This is a genomic window from Methylomonas sp. LWB (assembly GCF_001856095.1).
Lineage (GTDB): Bacteria > Pseudomonadota > Gammaproteobacteria > Methylococcales > Methylomonadaceae > Methylomonas > Methylomonas koyamae_A.
This window is the reverse complement of sequence record NZ_MKMC01000023.1, coordinates 308,804-324,814: the sequence shown is the minus strand read 5'-3', so window position 1 is coordinate 324,814 and position 16,011 is coordinate 308,804. Positions and strand designations below refer to the sequence as shown.

21 protein-coding genes are annotated in these 16,011 nt (G+C 55.5%); 2 read left to right on the top strand and 19 right to left on the bottom strand.

All coding sequences use genetic code 11. From position 1 onward, the window contains the following. Positions 1–132 precede the first annotated feature (132 nt). The 12 genes from BJL95_RS12130 to lgt all read right to left on the bottom strand — a co-directional run bounded on the left by BJL95_RS12130 (position 133) and on the right by lgt (position 9,051). On the bottom strand, positions 133–405 hold the full coding sequence (locus BJL95_RS12130; RefSeq protein ID WP_071158248.1) for a type II toxin-antitoxin system RelE/ParE family toxin: 273 nt from the start codon (positions 403–405) through the stop codon (positions 133–135). After that, on the bottom strand, positions 389–616 hold the full coding sequence (locus BJL95_RS12125) for a DUF6290 family protein (RefSeq protein WP_071158246.1): 228 nt from the start codon (positions 614–616) through the stop codon (positions 389–391). The genes BJL95_RS12130 and BJL95_RS12125 overlap by 17 nt, the downstream gene beginning before the upstream one ends. Positions 617–1,008: 392 nt before the next feature. Next, entirely contained in the window at positions 1,009–2,055 is a 1,047-nt protein-coding gene (locus BJL95_RS12120; protein ID WP_071158244.1) for a hypothetical protein, read from the bottom strand. Positions 2,056–2,125: 70 nt separating this feature from the next. After that, the gene (locus BJL95_RS12115; protein ID WP_139306236.1) at positions 2,126–3,070 is read right to left on the bottom strand and encodes a 1-aminocyclopropane-1-carboxylate deaminase/D-cysteine desulfhydrase; all 945 of its coding nucleotides are present in this window, start codon (positions 3,068–3,070) and stop codon (positions 2,126–2,128) included. Next, complete coding sequence (gene folP, locus BJL95_RS12110) at positions 3,046–3,864, bottom strand: dihydropteroate synthase (protein WP_071158242.1); 819 nt, start codon at positions 3,862–3,864, stop codon at positions 3,046–3,048. The genes BJL95_RS12115 and folP overlap by 25 nt, the downstream gene beginning before the upstream one ends. Positions 3,865–4,016: 152 nt before the next feature. Beyond that, complete coding sequence (locus BJL95_RS12105) at positions 4,017–4,238, bottom strand: Nif11-like leader peptide family natural product precursor (protein WP_064030184.1); 222 nt, start codon at positions 4,236–4,238, stop codon at positions 4,017–4,019. A gap of 184 nt (positions 4,239–4,422) precedes the next feature. Next, on the bottom strand, positions 4,423–4,905 hold the full coding sequence (locus BJL95_RS12100) for a flavin reductase family protein (protein WP_071158240.1): 483 nt from the start codon (positions 4,903–4,905) through the stop codon (positions 4,423–4,425). Positions 4,906–4,944: 39 nt separating this feature from the next. Further along, positions 4,945–6,441 (bottom strand): lysine--tRNA ligase, encoded by a 1,497-nt coding sequence (gene lysS, locus BJL95_RS12095; protein WP_071158238.1) that lies wholly within the window; start codon positions 6,439–6,441, stop codon positions 4,945–4,947. A gap of 37 nt (positions 6,442–6,478) precedes the next feature. Further along, positions 6,479–6,847, bottom strand: a complete 369-nt coding sequence (locus BJL95_RS12090) for a DUF5615 family PIN-like protein (RefSeq protein WP_071158236.1) — start codon at positions 6,845–6,847, stop codon at positions 6,479–6,481. Next, positions 6,844–7,074, bottom strand: a complete 231-nt coding sequence (locus BJL95_RS12085; RefSeq protein WP_064030174.1) for a DUF433 domain-containing protein — start codon at positions 7,072–7,074, stop codon at positions 6,844–6,846. The genes BJL95_RS12090 and BJL95_RS12085 overlap by 4 nt, the downstream gene beginning before the upstream one ends. Positions 7,075–7,100: 26 nt before the next feature. Continuing rightward, positions 7,101–8,198: a peptide chain release factor 2 gene (prfB, locus tag BJL95_RS12080; RefSeq protein ID WP_071158234.1), complete on the bottom strand. Its 1,098-nt coding sequence runs from the start codon at positions 8,196–8,198 to the stop codon at positions 7,101–7,103. Positions 8,199–8,262: 64 nt separating this feature from the next. Beyond that, positions 8,263–9,051, bottom strand: a complete 789-nt coding sequence (gene lgt, locus BJL95_RS12075; RefSeq protein WP_064030170.1) for a prolipoprotein diacylglyceryl transferase — start codon at positions 9,049–9,051, stop codon at positions 8,263–8,265. A 158-nt stretch (positions 9,052–9,209) separates the two neighbouring features. On the opposite strand from lgt, the gene BJL95_RS12070 reads away from it, so the two are divergent. Further along, positions 9,210–9,845: a hypothetical protein gene (locus BJL95_RS12070; protein ID WP_139306235.1), complete on the top strand. Its 636-nt coding sequence runs from the start codon at positions 9,210–9,212 to the stop codon at positions 9,843–9,845. On the opposite strand, the gene BJL95_RS12065 is transcribed toward BJL95_RS12070, so the two are convergent. The 5 genes from BJL95_RS12065 to BJL95_RS12050 all read right to left on the bottom strand — a co-directional run bounded on the left by BJL95_RS12065 (position 9,829) and on the right by BJL95_RS12050 (position 13,038). Further along, the gene (locus BJL95_RS12065; protein WP_071158224.1) at positions 9,829–10,143 is read right to left on the bottom strand and encodes a non-heme iron oxygenase ferredoxin subunit; all 315 of its coding nucleotides are present in this window, start codon (positions 10,141–10,143) and stop codon (positions 9,829–9,831) included. The genes BJL95_RS12070 and BJL95_RS12065 overlap by 17 nt on opposite strands. 43 nt (positions 10,144–10,186) lie before the next feature. Continuing rightward, positions 10,187–10,873 carry a class I SAM-dependent methyltransferase gene (locus tag BJL95_RS12060; protein ID WP_254786785.1) on the bottom strand — a complete coding sequence of 229 codons (687 nt, stop codon included), beginning with the start codon at positions 10,871–10,873 and terminating at the stop codon, positions 10,187–10,189. Between the two features lie 84 nt (positions 10,874–10,957). Continuing rightward, a complete protein-coding gene (locus BJL95_RS24640; RefSeq protein ID WP_139306234.1) occupies positions 10,958–11,353 on the bottom strand; it encodes a hypothetical protein in 396 nt (131 codons plus the stop codon). A gap of 6 nt (positions 11,354–11,359) precedes the next feature. Next, the gene (gene sufU / locus BJL95_RS12055) at positions 11,360–11,815 is read right to left on the bottom strand and encodes a Fe-S cluster assembly sulfur transfer protein SufU (RefSeq protein ID WP_071158222.1); all 456 of its coding nucleotides are present in this window, start codon (positions 11,813–11,815) and stop codon (positions 11,360–11,362) included. Continuing rightward, positions 11,815–13,038: a cysteine desulfurase gene (locus tag BJL95_RS12050; protein ID WP_071158221.1), complete on the bottom strand. Its 1,224-nt coding sequence runs from the start codon at positions 13,036–13,038 to the stop codon at positions 11,815–11,817. The genes sufU and BJL95_RS12050 overlap by 1 nt, the downstream gene beginning before the upstream one ends. Positions 13,039–13,119: 81 nt before the next feature. Between BJL95_RS12050 and BJL95_RS12045 the strand changes: the two genes are divergently transcribed. Beyond that, on the top strand, positions 13,120–13,680 hold the full coding sequence (locus BJL95_RS12045) for a Uma2 family endonuclease (RefSeq protein WP_071158220.1): 561 nt from the start codon (positions 13,120–13,122) through the stop codon (positions 13,678–13,680). Here BJL95_RS12045 and sufD read toward each other — a convergent pair. Next, complete coding sequence (gene sufD, locus BJL95_RS12040) at positions 13,675–14,976, bottom strand: Fe-S cluster assembly protein SufD (RefSeq protein ID WP_139306233.1); 1,302 nt, start codon at positions 14,974–14,976, stop codon at positions 13,675–13,677. The genes BJL95_RS12045 and sufD overlap by 6 nt on opposite strands. After that, positions 14,973–15,722 (bottom strand): Fe-S cluster assembly ATPase SufC, encoded by a 750-nt coding sequence (gene sufC / locus BJL95_RS12035; RefSeq protein ID WP_071158218.1) that lies wholly within the window; start codon positions 15,720–15,722, stop codon positions 14,973–14,975. The genes sufD and sufC overlap by 4 nt, the downstream gene beginning before the upstream one ends. Positions 15,723–16,011: the final 289 nt, after the last annotated feature.

The following is a 16,011-nucleotide window of genomic DNA, read 5'->3' as shown; positions in this document are numbered from 1 at the left end:
GGCAAACAAGCTTGAAGGTTTGTTTGGCCTACACCTTTTCTGAGGAATAGAGAACACAAGGGCCGTAGGCTTTTGGCTGGACATTTGCCATAGGCACTTTGTTTCGGCTTTCAAAATAAGATAGTGGGGCGATTAATGCTTGTCTCGATAAATCTCTTTTCGATGGCCCAATTCGACGAGCAAAACGATTAATTCGTCGTCTTGAATCTGGCAAATCAAACGGTAGTCGCCAACCCGATAGCGCCAGTATGCGGACGATTTGCCTTGTAAGGCTTTGCCGTTAATGCGCGGATTATCTTGTTCGGCTAACTGATCGAGAAAGGCTTTGATTCTGTCGCGGACCGGTTTGTCCAGCTTGTTGATGGCTTTGGCGGCGCCCGTCTTAAGCCTAATGCTCCATGGCATTGAGTTGCTGCTCCCATTCCGCCAAGCTAATCGTATCGTCCTTGCCGCTCGTCAATTCCGCTAACGCCGCATCGGCGGCAGCCACATCGGCCAAGTCTTCGAGATAATCGCTGAGGAGATTTTTGATCAGTTGCGCGGGGCTGACGTGTTCCTGCTCGGACAACTGGCGGAGCAGGTTTGCCGTGTCGTCGTCGATATTGAGTGTCATCATGCTGCTGCCTCTATTGTGATTTAGGGACGTAGGATGTGCTGAACAGCGTGAAGCGCATCGTTCGCGATTTGTGCGGTTCGTAAACTCACCACACCGCCTGCTTTTGGCAGGACATTTGGCATAGGCATTGTTGTTCCGTCTGACGAATTCTGGCCGGTTTTGAGCCTACCGCTACGGCCCAATTCACCCAAGTTCACACAGATTCTAACTCTATTTTTACCTTTTTACCGAGAGCGGCGGCGACGCCAAGGTGGTCAAGGTTAAACTGGTATCTTCTTCGTCCAGTAAGCGATTAAGCGAAGCCCTGCTGGTACGCACTTTTTGGCCATGGCCGTTTTACTCTGTTTGAGCACCGGCATGCCTTATAGCCAAGCATCGACCGCCGCACTAATTCACGACACTCGGCCAAAGCGGATATAGCGCCGTAGCGGCGAGCCGGCCGACCAGATGAAGGCTTCGGTGTAGTAATGCATCAAGGCCAGATAGCCGACGATGCCCAGCGTGGCGGCTTTATAGACCTGAGTCGAAAACAGCGTTTGCAAGATCAGGTTGACGGCGGCGTCGCCGTGGACCTGTAGCCAGTATGTCAATGCGAACGACAACAGCGGCAGCACCGCGACGGCCGGCAGCCGGCAAGCTTCGGTCAGGCGAAACAGCGCATTCTGCGGATGGCCGACGTGGCGGTTGACGTCATGGGTCGCGTAAAAACTGTAGGCGGTGATGTCATGCACCAAGCGCGGCATCAGAATCGCCAAAAAGTAATACTGTTGGCTGTACACAAACCAACTGGCAACGACCAACAAGGTGTTGGCCCACAGAAAATACCAGCCCAAGCGGCTGGCGACATAACGCTGGCAGATCCAAGTCGCCGCCAGCAACGCGGCCGTCAACGCCGTGGCGATTTGCAGAATCAACGCGGCCTGCTCCGGCGCCAGGCTGTTCTTCATGAAAATACCGATGTAGGTGAAGATGCCAGCCGTCACGCTGAGCCACAGTTGCAGATAAAACGCCCAAGCCGGCAGGCGGCACACGGCCTTGGCGATGCCGTGCTGTTGTTTCAACACGTGATAGACGGTCCAGCAGGCGCTGATCAGATACAGCACCCGGTAGGGTATGAACAAACTGCCGACGCCGAAGAACAGCACGATGAAGGCGCTCATCCCCAACAATTTGCGTTGGAAGGTTTTCAGATACTCGGCATGGCTGACTAACAGCAGATTGCTGGCGACGATGTGCGGGGTGCCGAACAAGACTTGAAACAGCAAAAAGTGGCTAGGGCTGCTGGGCAGCGCATCGCGCAAGGCGTGGTCGAACAGCCAGCTATCCAGGCCGAGCGCGATCAGGCAGATCGGCACGATGCCGTACAGGCTCAATAAAAAACGGAAAGACACCGCCATGCCGGCGGCTTGCCCGGAAACCGGAAGAATCTGCGCTACCATGTTGCCACCTGTCGTTATTGTTATCGGCGGCGGTATTATCGCTATTTTGCGGACAGACTCCAATCCGGGTTTAGCGTGTCCCGCGCTTGCCCTGCAAGCCGCCGCTATGCCAGACCACGACGTGTTGGCCGGCCTGAAAATCGCCCGCTCGCAATCTGTCGTAAACTGCGTACAGCAATTTTCCGGTATAGACCGGCTCCAGCTCGACGCCATGCCGGGCTTCGAACGCCGCGATAAACGCCAGCAGTTCCGGCGTGGTTCGAGCGAAGCCGCCGAAATGGTAATCTAGCCACAAGCGCCAACCACCACTATCGGGCCGGCCTTGAACGGAGAACCGTTCGCGGATGTCGCGGTACAAAAACTCGCCGCCTTTTAAGGCCGGTACGCCGACGATCTCCACGCCGGGCACCACCGCGCCGACCGCGCCGGCCAGCGTGGTGCCGGTGCCGCAAGCCAGTGCCAGTATGTCGTAAGGCACATCGATTTCCGCGACCGCTTCGGCCACGCCTTGCCAAGCCAACTCGCCGGCACCGCCTTCGGGGAGCCAATATTGCCCCGACTGCCTATCCGGCGGGTCGTGCCATTCCCGATACGCGCGCAAGCCCCGGTATTCTTCGCGCGACACAAAGCGCAGTTCCATGCCCCATTCCAGCAAGTCAAGCAAGGTCGGATTCAGCCGCGCCGGCCGCTCCCCGCGCACGAAGGCGGCGGTCTTCAGTCCCAACTCGCGGCCGGCATAGGCCAAGGCGTGCAAGTGGTTGGAATAGGCGCCGCCCATGCTGACGACGGTATCGGCGCCGTGCCGCAATGCATCGTTGAGAAGGTATTTGAGCTTGCGCCATTTGTTGCCGGAAATCACCGGATGCAGCAAATCGTCGCGCTTGATCGACAACGTCACGCCGCGCGCGCTCCAGGCCGGATCGTCGATCCGCTGTAACGGCGTCGGCGCGAATTGGTCGGCTAAGGCCCGCAAACGCGGGTGCAGTTCGTTCAACGCGCTTGCTTGATCGCCCAAGCCACGTCCAATGCCTGCCGGTTGGCCTTGACGTCGTGGACTCTGAACAGTTGCACGCCGGCCATCACGCCCAGCGCGGTCGTCACTGCGGTCGCCGTGACCAGTTCGGCGGGCTGTTCGACATTGCAAATGCTGCCCATGAAGCGCTTGCGGCTGGTACCGAGCAGCAACGGCCAGCCGAGCGCGACGAAACGGTCGAGGTGGGCCAGCAGCTCCAGATTGTCCTGTTTGCGCTTGCCAAAACCGATGCCGGGGTCGATGGCGATGTTCTCGCGCGGAACGCCGGCCACCAGCGCCGCGTCGACGCGCTGCTTCAGGAAGGTCTCGACTTCGCCAACCACGTCCTGATAATGCGGCGCGTCCTGCATCGTCTTGGGCGTGCCTTGCATGTGCATCAAGATGATCGACGCGCCGCGCTCTGCGGCCAGATCAAGCATACGCGGGTCGCCGAGTCCGCCGGATACGTCGTTGATCCACTCGGCGCCGGCATCCAGCGCGGCGGCAGCGACCGGCGCGAGCATCGTATCGATGCTGATGGTTACCGGCCGACCCAACTTCGCGATCGCGCTAATCGCCGGCACGACCCGGCGGATTTGTTCGTCGGCACTGACCGGTTCGGAACCGGGACGGGTGGATTCGCCGCCGATGTCGATGATGTCGGCGCCCTCTTCCAACATGGTTTCCGCTTGGCGGATCGCCGCCGCCAAGCCGGTAAATCGGCCGCCGTCGGAAAAACTATCGGGCGTGACATTGAGTATCCCCATCAAGCGGGGTTTAGCGTTAGCGTGAAACATTGCGGCAGGCACTCCAGTCGGGCAAACGCATAGTTTAGCGCCGGGGAGCGGATTTTCGAAAAACGGGCGGGAAGTAGCTGGGAAAATACGACGGGGGGTCGAGCTAGGAAGGCGGACCGCTCCACCGACGGTGGAGCGGTCCGCCGCACGGATTAAGCCCGCAACAAGGCTTTTACCAAACGCTCGGACAACTGATCTTCGGTAAATTGCGGTTCGTTGGGCGGGTACAACAAGACTTCGTCGATTTCAAAGCCGTATTCCTTACCCAATGCGATCAATTCCTTAATCTTTAACGCGGCTTTTAATTTCTCGCCCAGTTCCGAATCGGCGCGGGCTTTTTCGGAAAACTCTTTTATCACTTTAATGGTCGTCATGAATAACTCCGTAATGAATCTGACTTTGGATACTAATCCAAGCACCTATAAGCAAAAAAAAAGCCAACTTAATAGACTTGAATTGCTTAAGGTTTTTGTCCGTTCATCTCGGGGGCTTATCCGACAAAGTGAAATTTAACGACAATCTACAAAAGGTTTTGTCGTAAACACGACAATTGCAACGTCATTTGTCCAAACCGCGATAACCGCCGCTGTAATACAACAGCGGATCGCCCTGCCGACAAATCGCGCGCTCGACCTCGCCGACCACGATCCAGTGGCTGCCGGCTTGTATTTGTTGAACGACTCGACATTCCAGCGACGCCAGAGACTCGCTGAGCAACGGTACCCCGGTTTGTCCGGCGACCCAAGACACCGCCGCGAAGCGTTCGGCTTGGGTGGTATTGCCGGCAAACTGGTTTGAGACCGCTTCCTGCTCGCGGGTCAGGATATTCACGCCGAAAAACCGACTTTCCAGCAAACCGTTGCCGGTATCGGTGCGTTGATTCAAACACACCAGGATTTGCGGCGGTTCCATCGAAACGCTGCTGAACGCGGTCGCGGTCATACCTTTAAGTTGGCCGCCGCGGTCGGCGGTGGTCACCACCGTGACGCCGCTGGCCCACAATTTCAGCGCGTCTTTAAACTGGCTGGCATCTACAGTCATAAATCTCTCTAAGTCAATTGGCGCGGGGATAGTCCCGCATCAGTGTTTCGGACGCATGTGCGGGAATAACAGCACGTCGCGGATGCTCGGTGAGTTCGTGAACAGCATCACCAGCCGATCGATGCCGATGCCCTCGCCGGCGGTCGGCGGCATGCCGTGTTCCAATGCGGTGATGTAATCGGCGTCGAAATGCATGGCTTCGTTGTCGCCGGCTTCTTTTTCCTCGACCTGCTTCTGAAAGCGTTCGGCTTGGTCTTCGGCGTCGTTCAACTCGGTGAAGCCGTTGGCGATTTCGCGGCCGCCGACGAAAAACTCGAAACGGTCGGTAACGTGCGGATCGCTGTCGTTACGGCGCGCCAGCGGCGACACTTCGACCGGATAGGCGGTAATGAAGGTCGGATTCATCAAACGATGCTCGACGGTTTTTTCGAAAATCTCGATTTGCACCTTGCCCAGGCCGTAACTGTCCTTGACCGGAATCTTCAGATTTTCCGCGACTTTCACGGCCGCTTCGCGGGTGCTCAGGTCAGCCAAGGTCAATTCGGGGTTGAAATGAAGGATAGATTCCAGCACCGTCATCCGCGCGAACGGCTGGCCGAAATCGTATCGATCGCCCTGGTATTCGATGATGCTGTTGCCGACCACGTCTTCGGCGATGCCTTTCAGCAAGGCTTCGGTCAAATCCATCAGGTCGCCGTATTCGGCGTAGGCTTGGTAGAACTCCATCATCGTGAATTCCGGATTGTGCCGGGTCGAAAGGCCTTCGTTGCGGAAGTTGCGGTTGATCTCGAACACCCGCTCGAAACCGCCGACCACCAGCCGTTTCAGATACAGCTCCGGCGCGATGCGCAAATACAACTCCATGTCCAGCGCATTGTGGAAGGTGGTGAACGGCCGCGCCGTCGCACCGCCGGGAATCACTTGCATCATCGGCGTTTCCACTTCCAGGAAGTCGCGGGCGATCAAAAATTCGCGGATGTAATTGACGATCTTCGAACGCATCAGGAAGGTCTTGCGGGTCTCGTCGCTCATGATCAAATCCAGATATCGCTGGCGGTATTTGATCTCCTGATCGGCGATGCCGTGAAATTTTTCCGGCAACGGCCGCAACGCCTTGGTCAGCAAGCGAATGTCATCGACCTTGACGCTGAGTTCGCCGGTCTTGGTTTTGAACAAGACCCCTTCGGCACCCAGGATGTCGCCAATGTCCCACTTCTTGAACTGATCGTTGTAAACGCCTTCCGGCAAATTATCGCGCGCGACGTAGGCCTGGATTTGCCCGGACATGTCCTGCAAATGGCAGAAACTGGCCTTGCCCATGATGCGGCGGGTCATCATCCGTCCGGCGATCTTGACCCGAATCGGCTCGGCCAGCAGCTCTTCCTCGGATTTATCGCCGTATTCGGCGAGCAATTCGCCGGCCACCACATTGCGGCGAAAATCGGTCGGAAAAGCAATACCTTCTTCTCGTAGCGCCGATAATTTCTCGCGGCGTTGTCTAATCTGTTCCTGTTCGTCGTGTTCGAGTTCTGACATTTTCAAAAATACTAATTAAAAATAAATACGGTCGAATTTAGCGACTTAAAGGCAACAATCTGACTCTTTCGCGTAATTCGTCCGCAACGATCAAAGCACCGTTATCAAGCTCGGCGTTGAATCGGTTCAACAATTCCACAGCTCTCGGTCCGAGTACTTTGGGTGAAATATCTTGGGTGCGAATTTGAAATACGCTTGGCGCGACCGCACCGGTCAACGCCAACAACGCGCCAAAATCCAAATCGTGGGTAAATACCACGGCTTCGTTTTCCCTGGCCCAGTTAAATAGTTCGGCATCCGGAGCATCCGCGGGACCAACCGTGGACCAGTGAAAGGCTTCGAATCCAGCCTCGTTTAGCACGCTTGTCCACGCCGGCGACAAATTCATGTCCAATAATATTTTCACGCGGCGTTCAAGGGTAACTCGAGTTCCTCCGCTCGCCAGGCAGCAAAACGTAAGGCTTCAGTAATATCCTCTGCTTCCAGATACGGGTACAACTCCAATATCTGTTCGGTCGAATAGCCGCAGGCGACCAAACCCACCAGCATTCCGGCTGTCACTCTTAGACCGCGTAAACAGGGCTTGCCGCCCATCACCGCAGGATCGAACGTTATCCGTTGCAAACCTTTCATGTGACCTCCAACCGTTACAATCGAATTTACAAGCCGCTTTTCAAGCTGGCTTCGATAAACTGATCCAGCGCGCCGTCCAGAACCGCCTGGGTATTGCCGGTTTCGACATTGGTGCGCAGGTCCTTGATGCGGGATTGGTCCAGTACGTAAGACCGAATCTGGCTGCCCCAGCCGATGTCGGATTTGGAGTCTTCGATCGCCTGTAAACCTTCGTTGCGTTTCAGCATTTCCATCTCGTACAGCTTGGCTTTCAGCTGCTTCATCGCGGTGTCTTTGTTCTTGTGCTGCGAACGATCGCTTTGGCATTGGGTGACGATGCCGCTGGGGTTATGCGTAATCCTAACCGCCGATTCGGTCCGGTTGACGTGCTGACCACCGGCGCCGCTAGCGCGGTACACGTCGATGCGCAAATCGGCCGGGTTGATGTCGATTTCGATGTCGTCGTCGATTTCCGGCGATACGAACACCGACGCAAACGAGGTGTGGCGGCGGTTGCCGGAGTCGAACGGCGATTTGCGCACCAATCGATGCACGCCGGTTTCGGTGCGCAACCAGCCGAAGGCGTAAGGACCTTCGAATTTGATCGTCGCGCTCTTGATGCCGGCCACGTCACCCGGCGATTCTTCGATCAGTTCGGTCTTGAAGCCCTTGGCCTCGCCCCAGCGCAAATACATGCGTTCTATCATCGAGGCCCAATCCTGCGCCTCGGTGCCGCCGGAACCGGCCTGAATGTCCAAAAACGCGTTGTTCGGGTCCATTTCCCCGGCGAACATACGCTGGAATTCCAGACCGGCGACTTGTTTCTCGTAAGTTTCCAGATCGGTAGCGACGGTTTTGACGGTGTCTTCGTCGTTTTCCTCGACCGCCATCGCCAATAATTCCTCGGCGTCGTTCAGCCCTTGCTCCAGGTCCTTGATGGTATTGACGATGCCTTCCAGCATAGCCCGTTCCTTGCCCATCGCCTGCGCTTGCTCGGGCTTGTTCCAAATGGCCGGGTCTTCCAGTTCCCGCAATACTTCGACCAGCCGCTCGCTTTTGGTATCGAAATCCAGATAGGTTTTCAGCCCGGCGGTGCGTTCGCGCAAATCGGCAATCTTGTATTTGATAGGATTAATTTCTAGCATCAACTATTAAAACCCTGACCGAAGCCTGGGGTCTCCGCGTTAAAAAACCGGTTATTGTAAACGATTACGCCGCCGCGATGGCTTTGCGGTTTTTCAGACTCCAGACGATACACGCCACCCCGGCCAGCACAAACGGAATGCTCAACAGTTGACCGGTGGTGATAGCCCACGCAGTCTCGTACATCGCCTGCTCGGTTTTGAAATATTCCAATCCAAAGCGCACGCTGAACAACAGCGTCAAAAAGCAACCGAACGAGAAGCCTGGCTTGTCGGCATGCTTGCGATAAATCGTCAAACAGATCGCGTAAATCGCCAAATAGCAGGCCGCTTCGTAGAGTTGCACCGGATGCCTCGGCAGCGGATCGATCCGGCTGAACACCACTGCCCACGGCTGTTCGCTGGGCGTGCCGAGAATTTCCGAGTTAAAAAAATTGCCGATGCGGATTAGCGCGCCGGCCAATGCGGTCGGAATACTGACCCGATCCAGCAACCAAAAGAATCCGTCGCCGTAACGGCGCCGGTACAAGTACAAGGCCAATATGATGCCCAGCGTCGCGCCGTGGCTAGCCAAACCGCCTTCCCAGATCGCCAGAATTTTCAATGGGTGCGACAAATAGTAGGCCGGGTCGTACAGCAACGTGTGGCCCAACCTGGCCCCGAGTATCGTCGCGATCACCATATACCACAGCAGCGTGTCCAGTTCTTCGACATTCTTACCCTCGCGTTGGTACATCCACTGCATCGTCAAGAAGCTGCCGACGAAGCCCATCGCAAACATCAGGCCGTACCAGCGAATTTTCACAAAGCCGATATCGAACAGAATCGGGTCGATATTCCAAATCAAGTGGTGCATGGCAAATCTAAAGGGAGTTTGAAACGGGCGAACAGGTTACAAGGTTAACCGCGGACGGGCAAACCGGTTTTGAAATTCAGACCGACAACGCCAAGACGAAAAGGGCAAAATCACTCGAATATGCCACAATCAGCCACGATACCTTAACGGAGCCCACCATGCCGAAGCCCACCCTGTCCTGCCTTTTGCTGATGTTGCTGCTGGCCGGCTGCGCGTCGGAAAACTGCGACAACCAGGAATTAATCGGCATTCTGTCGCCGAATCAGAGCAGTGCCGGGCTGCTAATGAACTACGCCAAAATTTCCGCCTGCCGGGCCGATGCAGTGCAACTGAAAGCCGGCGGCGACGAAGAGAAAAAATTAATCCTGATCTACGACTTGTATATCAAGGCCAGAAGCTACAAGGCTTGGAATTCGCTATTTTTCGGCTTATCCGTGACCGCTGCAATCGCGGTTTTTCTGTGGCCGGCGCTGGGCGTGATTTTCAAGAGCCGGGAACAACACTGGCCCTGGCTGCAATCGCCGATCATGCAAACCACCGTGACCGGTATCGCCGCGCTGATGTTTGCGTTTTACAGCCAATATAAAACCAAGCAAACCCAGACCGAGAATCTAATGCGGACGGCCACCTACTCCAGCATGGCCCTGGAACCGTTAAGCCGGAAAATCATCGCCGACATGAGCTCGATCGATGAAGGCTTTAACTTCAACAACGTGTTCGACCATCCGGATTCGAAGAGCAACACCGCTGAAAAAACCGAGCCGGCCCCGCCGCCGGTCAGTCCCGGCGGCTGACTTGCACCACGCCGCCGACAATCCTGACCGGGAAGGTCTCGACATCTTCGTAAGCCGGCGCGCATTTGACTTGGCCGGTCTTGACACAAAACCGGGCGCCATGGCGAGGACAAACGATCTCATCGCCGTCCAGCTCGCCGCTGGCGATTTCGGCGCCGTCGTGGGTACACACATCGGCAATCGCATAAAACCGACCGTCGATTTTAAAGACCGCCACGTCGTCGCCGTCGATATCGACCACCAGATGCTCGCGGTCGGCCATCGCCGATTCCGCCACCACGTCTATCCATTCCGTCATCTCGAATCTCGCTGTTGGTGAAGATTGGTTACGCAAAACCGCATCATTTCAAATAGACGTCGTAACGCAACAACTTACCCTGAAAACTCTGGCTCGGTTTGCCGCCCAACGGCTCGGCATGGTCCGGACTCTTGACGACGACCCGCTTGCCGGTTGCCGCCCATGCCGCATCGAACAAGGCTTGTCTATCCAGGTCGTCGCCCAAGATATCGCGCAGGATCGCCATGGATTTACGCGTGGCCGCGCTCTGCTTTTTCTTGGCGGGGAACATCGGATCGAGATAGATACAGTCCGGCGCTTCCGGAAGATCGGCCAGCAATGCGATCGCGTTGCCGATCAATAACGTCGGGGGCGAGAGTTCGCGCCGTCGCACCCAATCTTTTTGCGCCAGCCGTTCGAAGCCGTCCTGAATCAAGACCGCCATTACCGGCGAACGCTCGATGCAGGTCACCTGGTAACCCATCCGAAACAACGCCAAGCTATCTTGCGCCCAGCCGCAGGTGGCATCAACCACGGTATGGGTTTTCTTGCCCACGGCCTGGGCCAGCAAATCTTTTTTCGGTGCCGGATAGGAATGCTGCTCACCGGGGCGCGGATCGATCTCGACGGTCAGCCCGCCTTTTTTCAGGGTTTGTTTGTCCAGCAATTTCAAGCAGCCGTCGCGGATGGTTAAGAAATAATGGCAATTGTCGATTTGCGCTCTGTCGGCGTCCAGGGTGATCCCATTCAATACTGCGTTCAATTGGCATAATTTAAAATCAGCGATCTTTTCCCCGGTAAGTATCAAACCGAGCTTTTCCGATCCGATCATAAACTAAGGTGCAATATTCATTTCAATGACTATTGGCAAACTGGCACAATCGCAAGTAGGAGGCGCATGAATCGTCAGATCGCGTATAGCGTGCGAAAAGCATGCCGCAGTGACAGTTTTTGGCTGGTAATCAACGTTTATGAATTTCCCAGCTAGATCAATATCCGCCACCAATGAAAAGCGTTCGGTACTAGCATTGGGTTGTTTTAAACATTCTTGCACGACTGGCCCCAGTGTTCCGATAGCTGGATAGAACGTTTCGTTGAAATAATGTCTTGCTGAAGGCCTAGCCTCCACCTCTTTCGCCAATACAACTCGTTCATCAAAAGACAGCACTTTGCCTTCTGCGAAAACTTTTGTCGTTATCAGCAAAGCAATAGAGCAGCGCAAAATTGACATCTAAAACTATTCCGTCGAAACCGACTGGGCTTCGTTTTTCAGAGCGGCATCCAAGGTATGCCAGGCCAGCGTCGCGCATTTGACCCGCGCCGGATATTCCCGGACGCCGGCCAATACCGCCAGCTTGCCGATCGCTTCCAGATTGATGTCTTCGGTCTTGCCGGTGGTCATTTCGTGGAATTGCTTGAACAAAGCTTCGGCCTCGTCTTCGGTCAAACCCTTGATGATTTCGGTCATCAAAGACACCGACGCGGTGGAAATCGCGCAACCGGAGCCTTGAAAGCTGGCGTCCTGAATCACACGATCGTCACCGATTTTCAAAAACAGCGTCAACTTGTCGCCGCACAAAGGGTTAAAACCATCCACCCGCCGATTGGCCTCTTCCATGATGCGGAAGTTGCGCGGATTACGGTTGTGGTCGAATATGACCTCTTGGTATAGGTCGCGTAAGTCTTCAAACATTAGCCAAACACCTCTATTAAGGATTTGATGCCTTGCATCAATACGTCGATTTCTTGGCGGGTATTGTACATGGCGAACGAGGCGCGCGCCGTGGCCGGCACGCCGTAAAAGTCCATCACCGGCATCGCGCAATGATGACCCGCGCGTATCGCAATGCCCAAACTGTCCAGCATGGTGCCGATGTCGTGAGGATGAATCCGATCCAGCGTAAACGATAAGATGCCGCCCTTGTGGGCCGCCTGACCGATGATGTTTAGACCCTTGATTTGTTGCGCCTGTTCGGTGGCATAAGCCAGCAGCTCGGCTTCGTAAGCCGCGATATTGGCAACGCCGACCGCCGCGACGTAATCAATGGCCGCCCCCAAACCAATGATTTCGGCGATGGCCGGCGTGCCGGCCTCGAACTTATGCGGCAGGCCGGCATAGGTGGTTTTTTCGAAGGTGACGGTGCGTATCATGTCGCCGCCGCCTTGATACGGCGGCATCGCTTCCAGCAAGGCTTGCTTGCCGTACAGCACGCCGACGCCGGACGGCCCGTATAGCTTATGGCCGGAGAATACGTAAAAATCGCAGTCCAACGCTTGCACATCGACCGCCATGTGCGGAATCGCCTGGGCGCCGTCGAGCAATACCGGAATGTTTCTGGCGTGGGCGGCGGCGATGATGTTTTCGACCGGATTGATCGTACCCAGCGCATTGGACATTTGAGTAATCGCCACCAGCTTGGTCTTGGCGTTTAGCAACTTTTCGAATTCGTCGAACAGCAATTCGCCGGCTTGGTCCATCGGCGCGACTTTCAACAGCGCGCCGATCTGCTCGCACAGCATCTGCCAAGGCACGATATTGGCGTGATGCTCCATCGCGCTGATGACGATCTCGTCGCCGGCGTTCAATTGCGACTTGCCGTAACTTTGCGCGACCAAATTGATCGCTTCTGTCGCGCCGCGCACGAAGATAATCTCCTTATCGCTGTTGGCGTTGATGAAGGCCCTGACTTTCTCCCGAGCACCTTCAAACTTATCCGTGGCTTTGACACTTAAGGTGTGCACGCCGCGATGGATGTTGGCGTATTCGCGACTATAGGTATGAACGATGGCATCGATCACCGCTTGCGGTTTTTGGCAACTGGCGGCGTTGTCCAGATAAACCAAGGGCTTGTTGCGAATTTTCTCGCCGAGGATAGGAAAATCGGCGCGGACTTGTTCTACTGGAAATATGCTCATCGCTAACTGTTTGGTTTAATTGATTTCGTTATTACTACACACTAGAATCGAGCCGATCGATTCGCTAAATGGGATAAAACTATGGTCGCCGTTTTTCCGCAAAAACACCTCACCGACATCGCCGAATGGCATCGCATGGGCGAAGCCGGCATTTTTCCGCCCGAAAGCCGACTGGAACTGATTGAAGGAGAAATTCTCACCATGTCACCGATAGGATTTAACCATGCAGGACATGTTGATCGTTTAAATCGCATTTTTGCCCACTTATGGAACCAGGGTGTTACAGTTCGCGTACAAGGCCCAGTCCAACTCGGAGACTTGTCCGAACCGGAACCCGATCTGGTTCTGGTTAAACCCGATACCGACGACTACACCACCCGCCATCCCAACGCCGCCGACGTGCTCTTGCTGATCGAAGTCTCCGACAGCACTTTGCGCTTCGACCGCACCCAAAAACTGCGCCTGTATGCCACCCACGGTATTAGCGAATACTGGATCGTCAACCTGATCGACCAGTGCCTGGAAGTGTATCGGCAACCGCAAGACGGCGACTATCTGAATCAATCCGTGCTGACAACCGCCGATAGCATCGACTTGGTGGCGTTACCGGCGCTTCGGGTATCGGTCGCGGCTATTTTATAAACTGATCGCCGGAAACCGCTGTAACAATTCTTTCAGCAACAAACCTTTCAACTCGGCATTTTCGACCTTATCGACCATCTCGTTGGCAAACGCAAAGGTCAAAATATTCCGCGCGGTCGCTTCATCGACACCGCGCGATTGCAAATAGAACACCGACTTTTCTTCCAACTGGCCGACCGTCACGCCGTGCGAACACTTGACGTCGTCGTTGTAAATCTCCAATTGCGGTTTGGTATCCACCTCTGCATCCGCAGATAACAGCAGATTGCGATTATTCATCTCCGAATCGGTGTGTTGCGCGCCTTCGGCGACAATCACCCGGCCCTGAAACACGCCGCGCGCCCGGTTATCCAGCACGCCTTTGTAATATTCGCGGCTGATGCCGTGCGGCTGCAAGTGGTTGATGCGGGTATGGTTGTCCAGATGCTGGCGGCCGCTGGCGACGAACAAGCCGTTCAAAGTGCAGTCCGAGGCTTTGTCCAAATCGCTGTGAATGTCGCTCCGCGCCAACAGGCTACCGAGCGCAAAGTTGTGGTGAACAAAGCGGCTGTCCGGCGCTTGTTTGACGTAGGTGCCGCCAAAATGCCGGGCTTTTTCGGCTTCCAGTTGCACCTTGTACAGCGTCAAACCGGCGTTGCGCCCCAGCAGACACTCGTTGACCGAGGCACTGAAATAACTGTCTACGCTGCCGACATAGGTTTCGATAAAAACGGCGTCCGCCCGGTCGTTAACGATGAACAGGTTGCGAGTTGCAGCCAACGCATTGGCTTCGGTCACGACATGCAGAATCTGCACCGGTTTGTCGAGCGTCTGCTTCGCCGCGACTTCAATCACGACACCATCGCCGAACCAGGCGTTATTGAACGCCACCAAGCTGTGCTCGGCCGTCGTCACCGCCTGACCCAATCTCCCTTCCAACACCGCTGGGGTTTCGGTCAACAAATCCTTGAGACTGGACACGGTCACCGCGCCGGCATCGGCGTCGATGCGCGACAGGTCCGCCGCGAAGCGGCCGTTAACCAAGACCACGCTGATAGCGTCATCCAGCCTATATTGATTCAACCATGCGACATCAATCGCTTGGCCGGTCGCCGGCGCGAACACGGTTTTGCTCAACGCCGACAGGTCGGTATAGCGCCATTCTTCCTCGCGGTGACCGGGAAAACCGCGTTCGCCGAACGCTTGCAAAGCCTCGCCGCGAAGCGTTTGCAACCACGGCAGATCCCGACCGGGCAAACTATCGGCCAAGGCCGGATAGGCCGTCAAATACGGATCGTGGCTTGTTTTGCTCATCATGCCGCCTGCCCTTCCAGCCAACTGTAGCCTTTTTCTTCCAATTCCAGCGCCAGCTCCGGCCCGCCGGATTTAACGATCTTGCCGTCCGCCAGCACATGCACCACATCGGGTTTAACGTAATCGAGCAAGCGTTGGTAGTGAGTAATCATCAGGAAGGAGCGTTCGGCGTTACGCAAGGAATTGACGCCTTCGGAGACGATGCGCAATGCGTCGATGTCCAAACCGGAATCGGTTTCATCGAGGATGCACAAATTCGGCTCCAGGATCGCCGCCTGCAGGATTTCGTTACGTTTCTTCTCGCCGCCTGAAAAGCCTTCGTTGACCGCGCGATACAAGAACTTCTCGTCCATCTGCAGCAATTTGACCTTACCTTTCACCAAAGTCAGAAAGTCCATCGCATCCACCTCCGGCAAGCCGCGATGCCTGCGCATCGCGTTCAGCGCCGCTTTGAGCAGATAAATATTGCTGACGCCGGGAATCTCGACCGGATATTGGAAGGCCAGAAACACCCCTTCGCGGGCACGAATTTCCGGGGCCATGTCCAGTAAATCCTTGCCGTTATAGGTCACGCTGCCGGCAGTCACTTCATAACCCGGCTTGCCCGACAGCACGTGCGACAAGGTACTCTTGCCGGCGCCGTTGGGGCCCATGACGGCATGGACTTCACCTGGGTTTATATCCAGGGTCAAGCCTTTTAAAATAGGTTTGTCGTTGATGGTTACGTGGAGATTTTTGATGCTGAGCATACGTTTAGTCACCTAAGTTTTTAAAGTGTAGGCTGGGTAGAACGGAGTGAAACCCAGCATTAAATCTTTGTTTTTGTGTCGCTATCACAACGGTGTTTTAACGTCGGGTCTCGGCCCGACAGCCGAGACACTTTTCTTTGCTTGTCCAAAGAAAAGTATCCAAAAGAAACGACACCCGGACGCCGCTTGTTTCCTGCGCTCCTCGCTTTTGAACGGGGTTCCCGAAAGTGGCTCCCTACCCCTTCGACAACGCGCCGCATCCATGCATCGCCCCTGCGGGCTGTTCCGC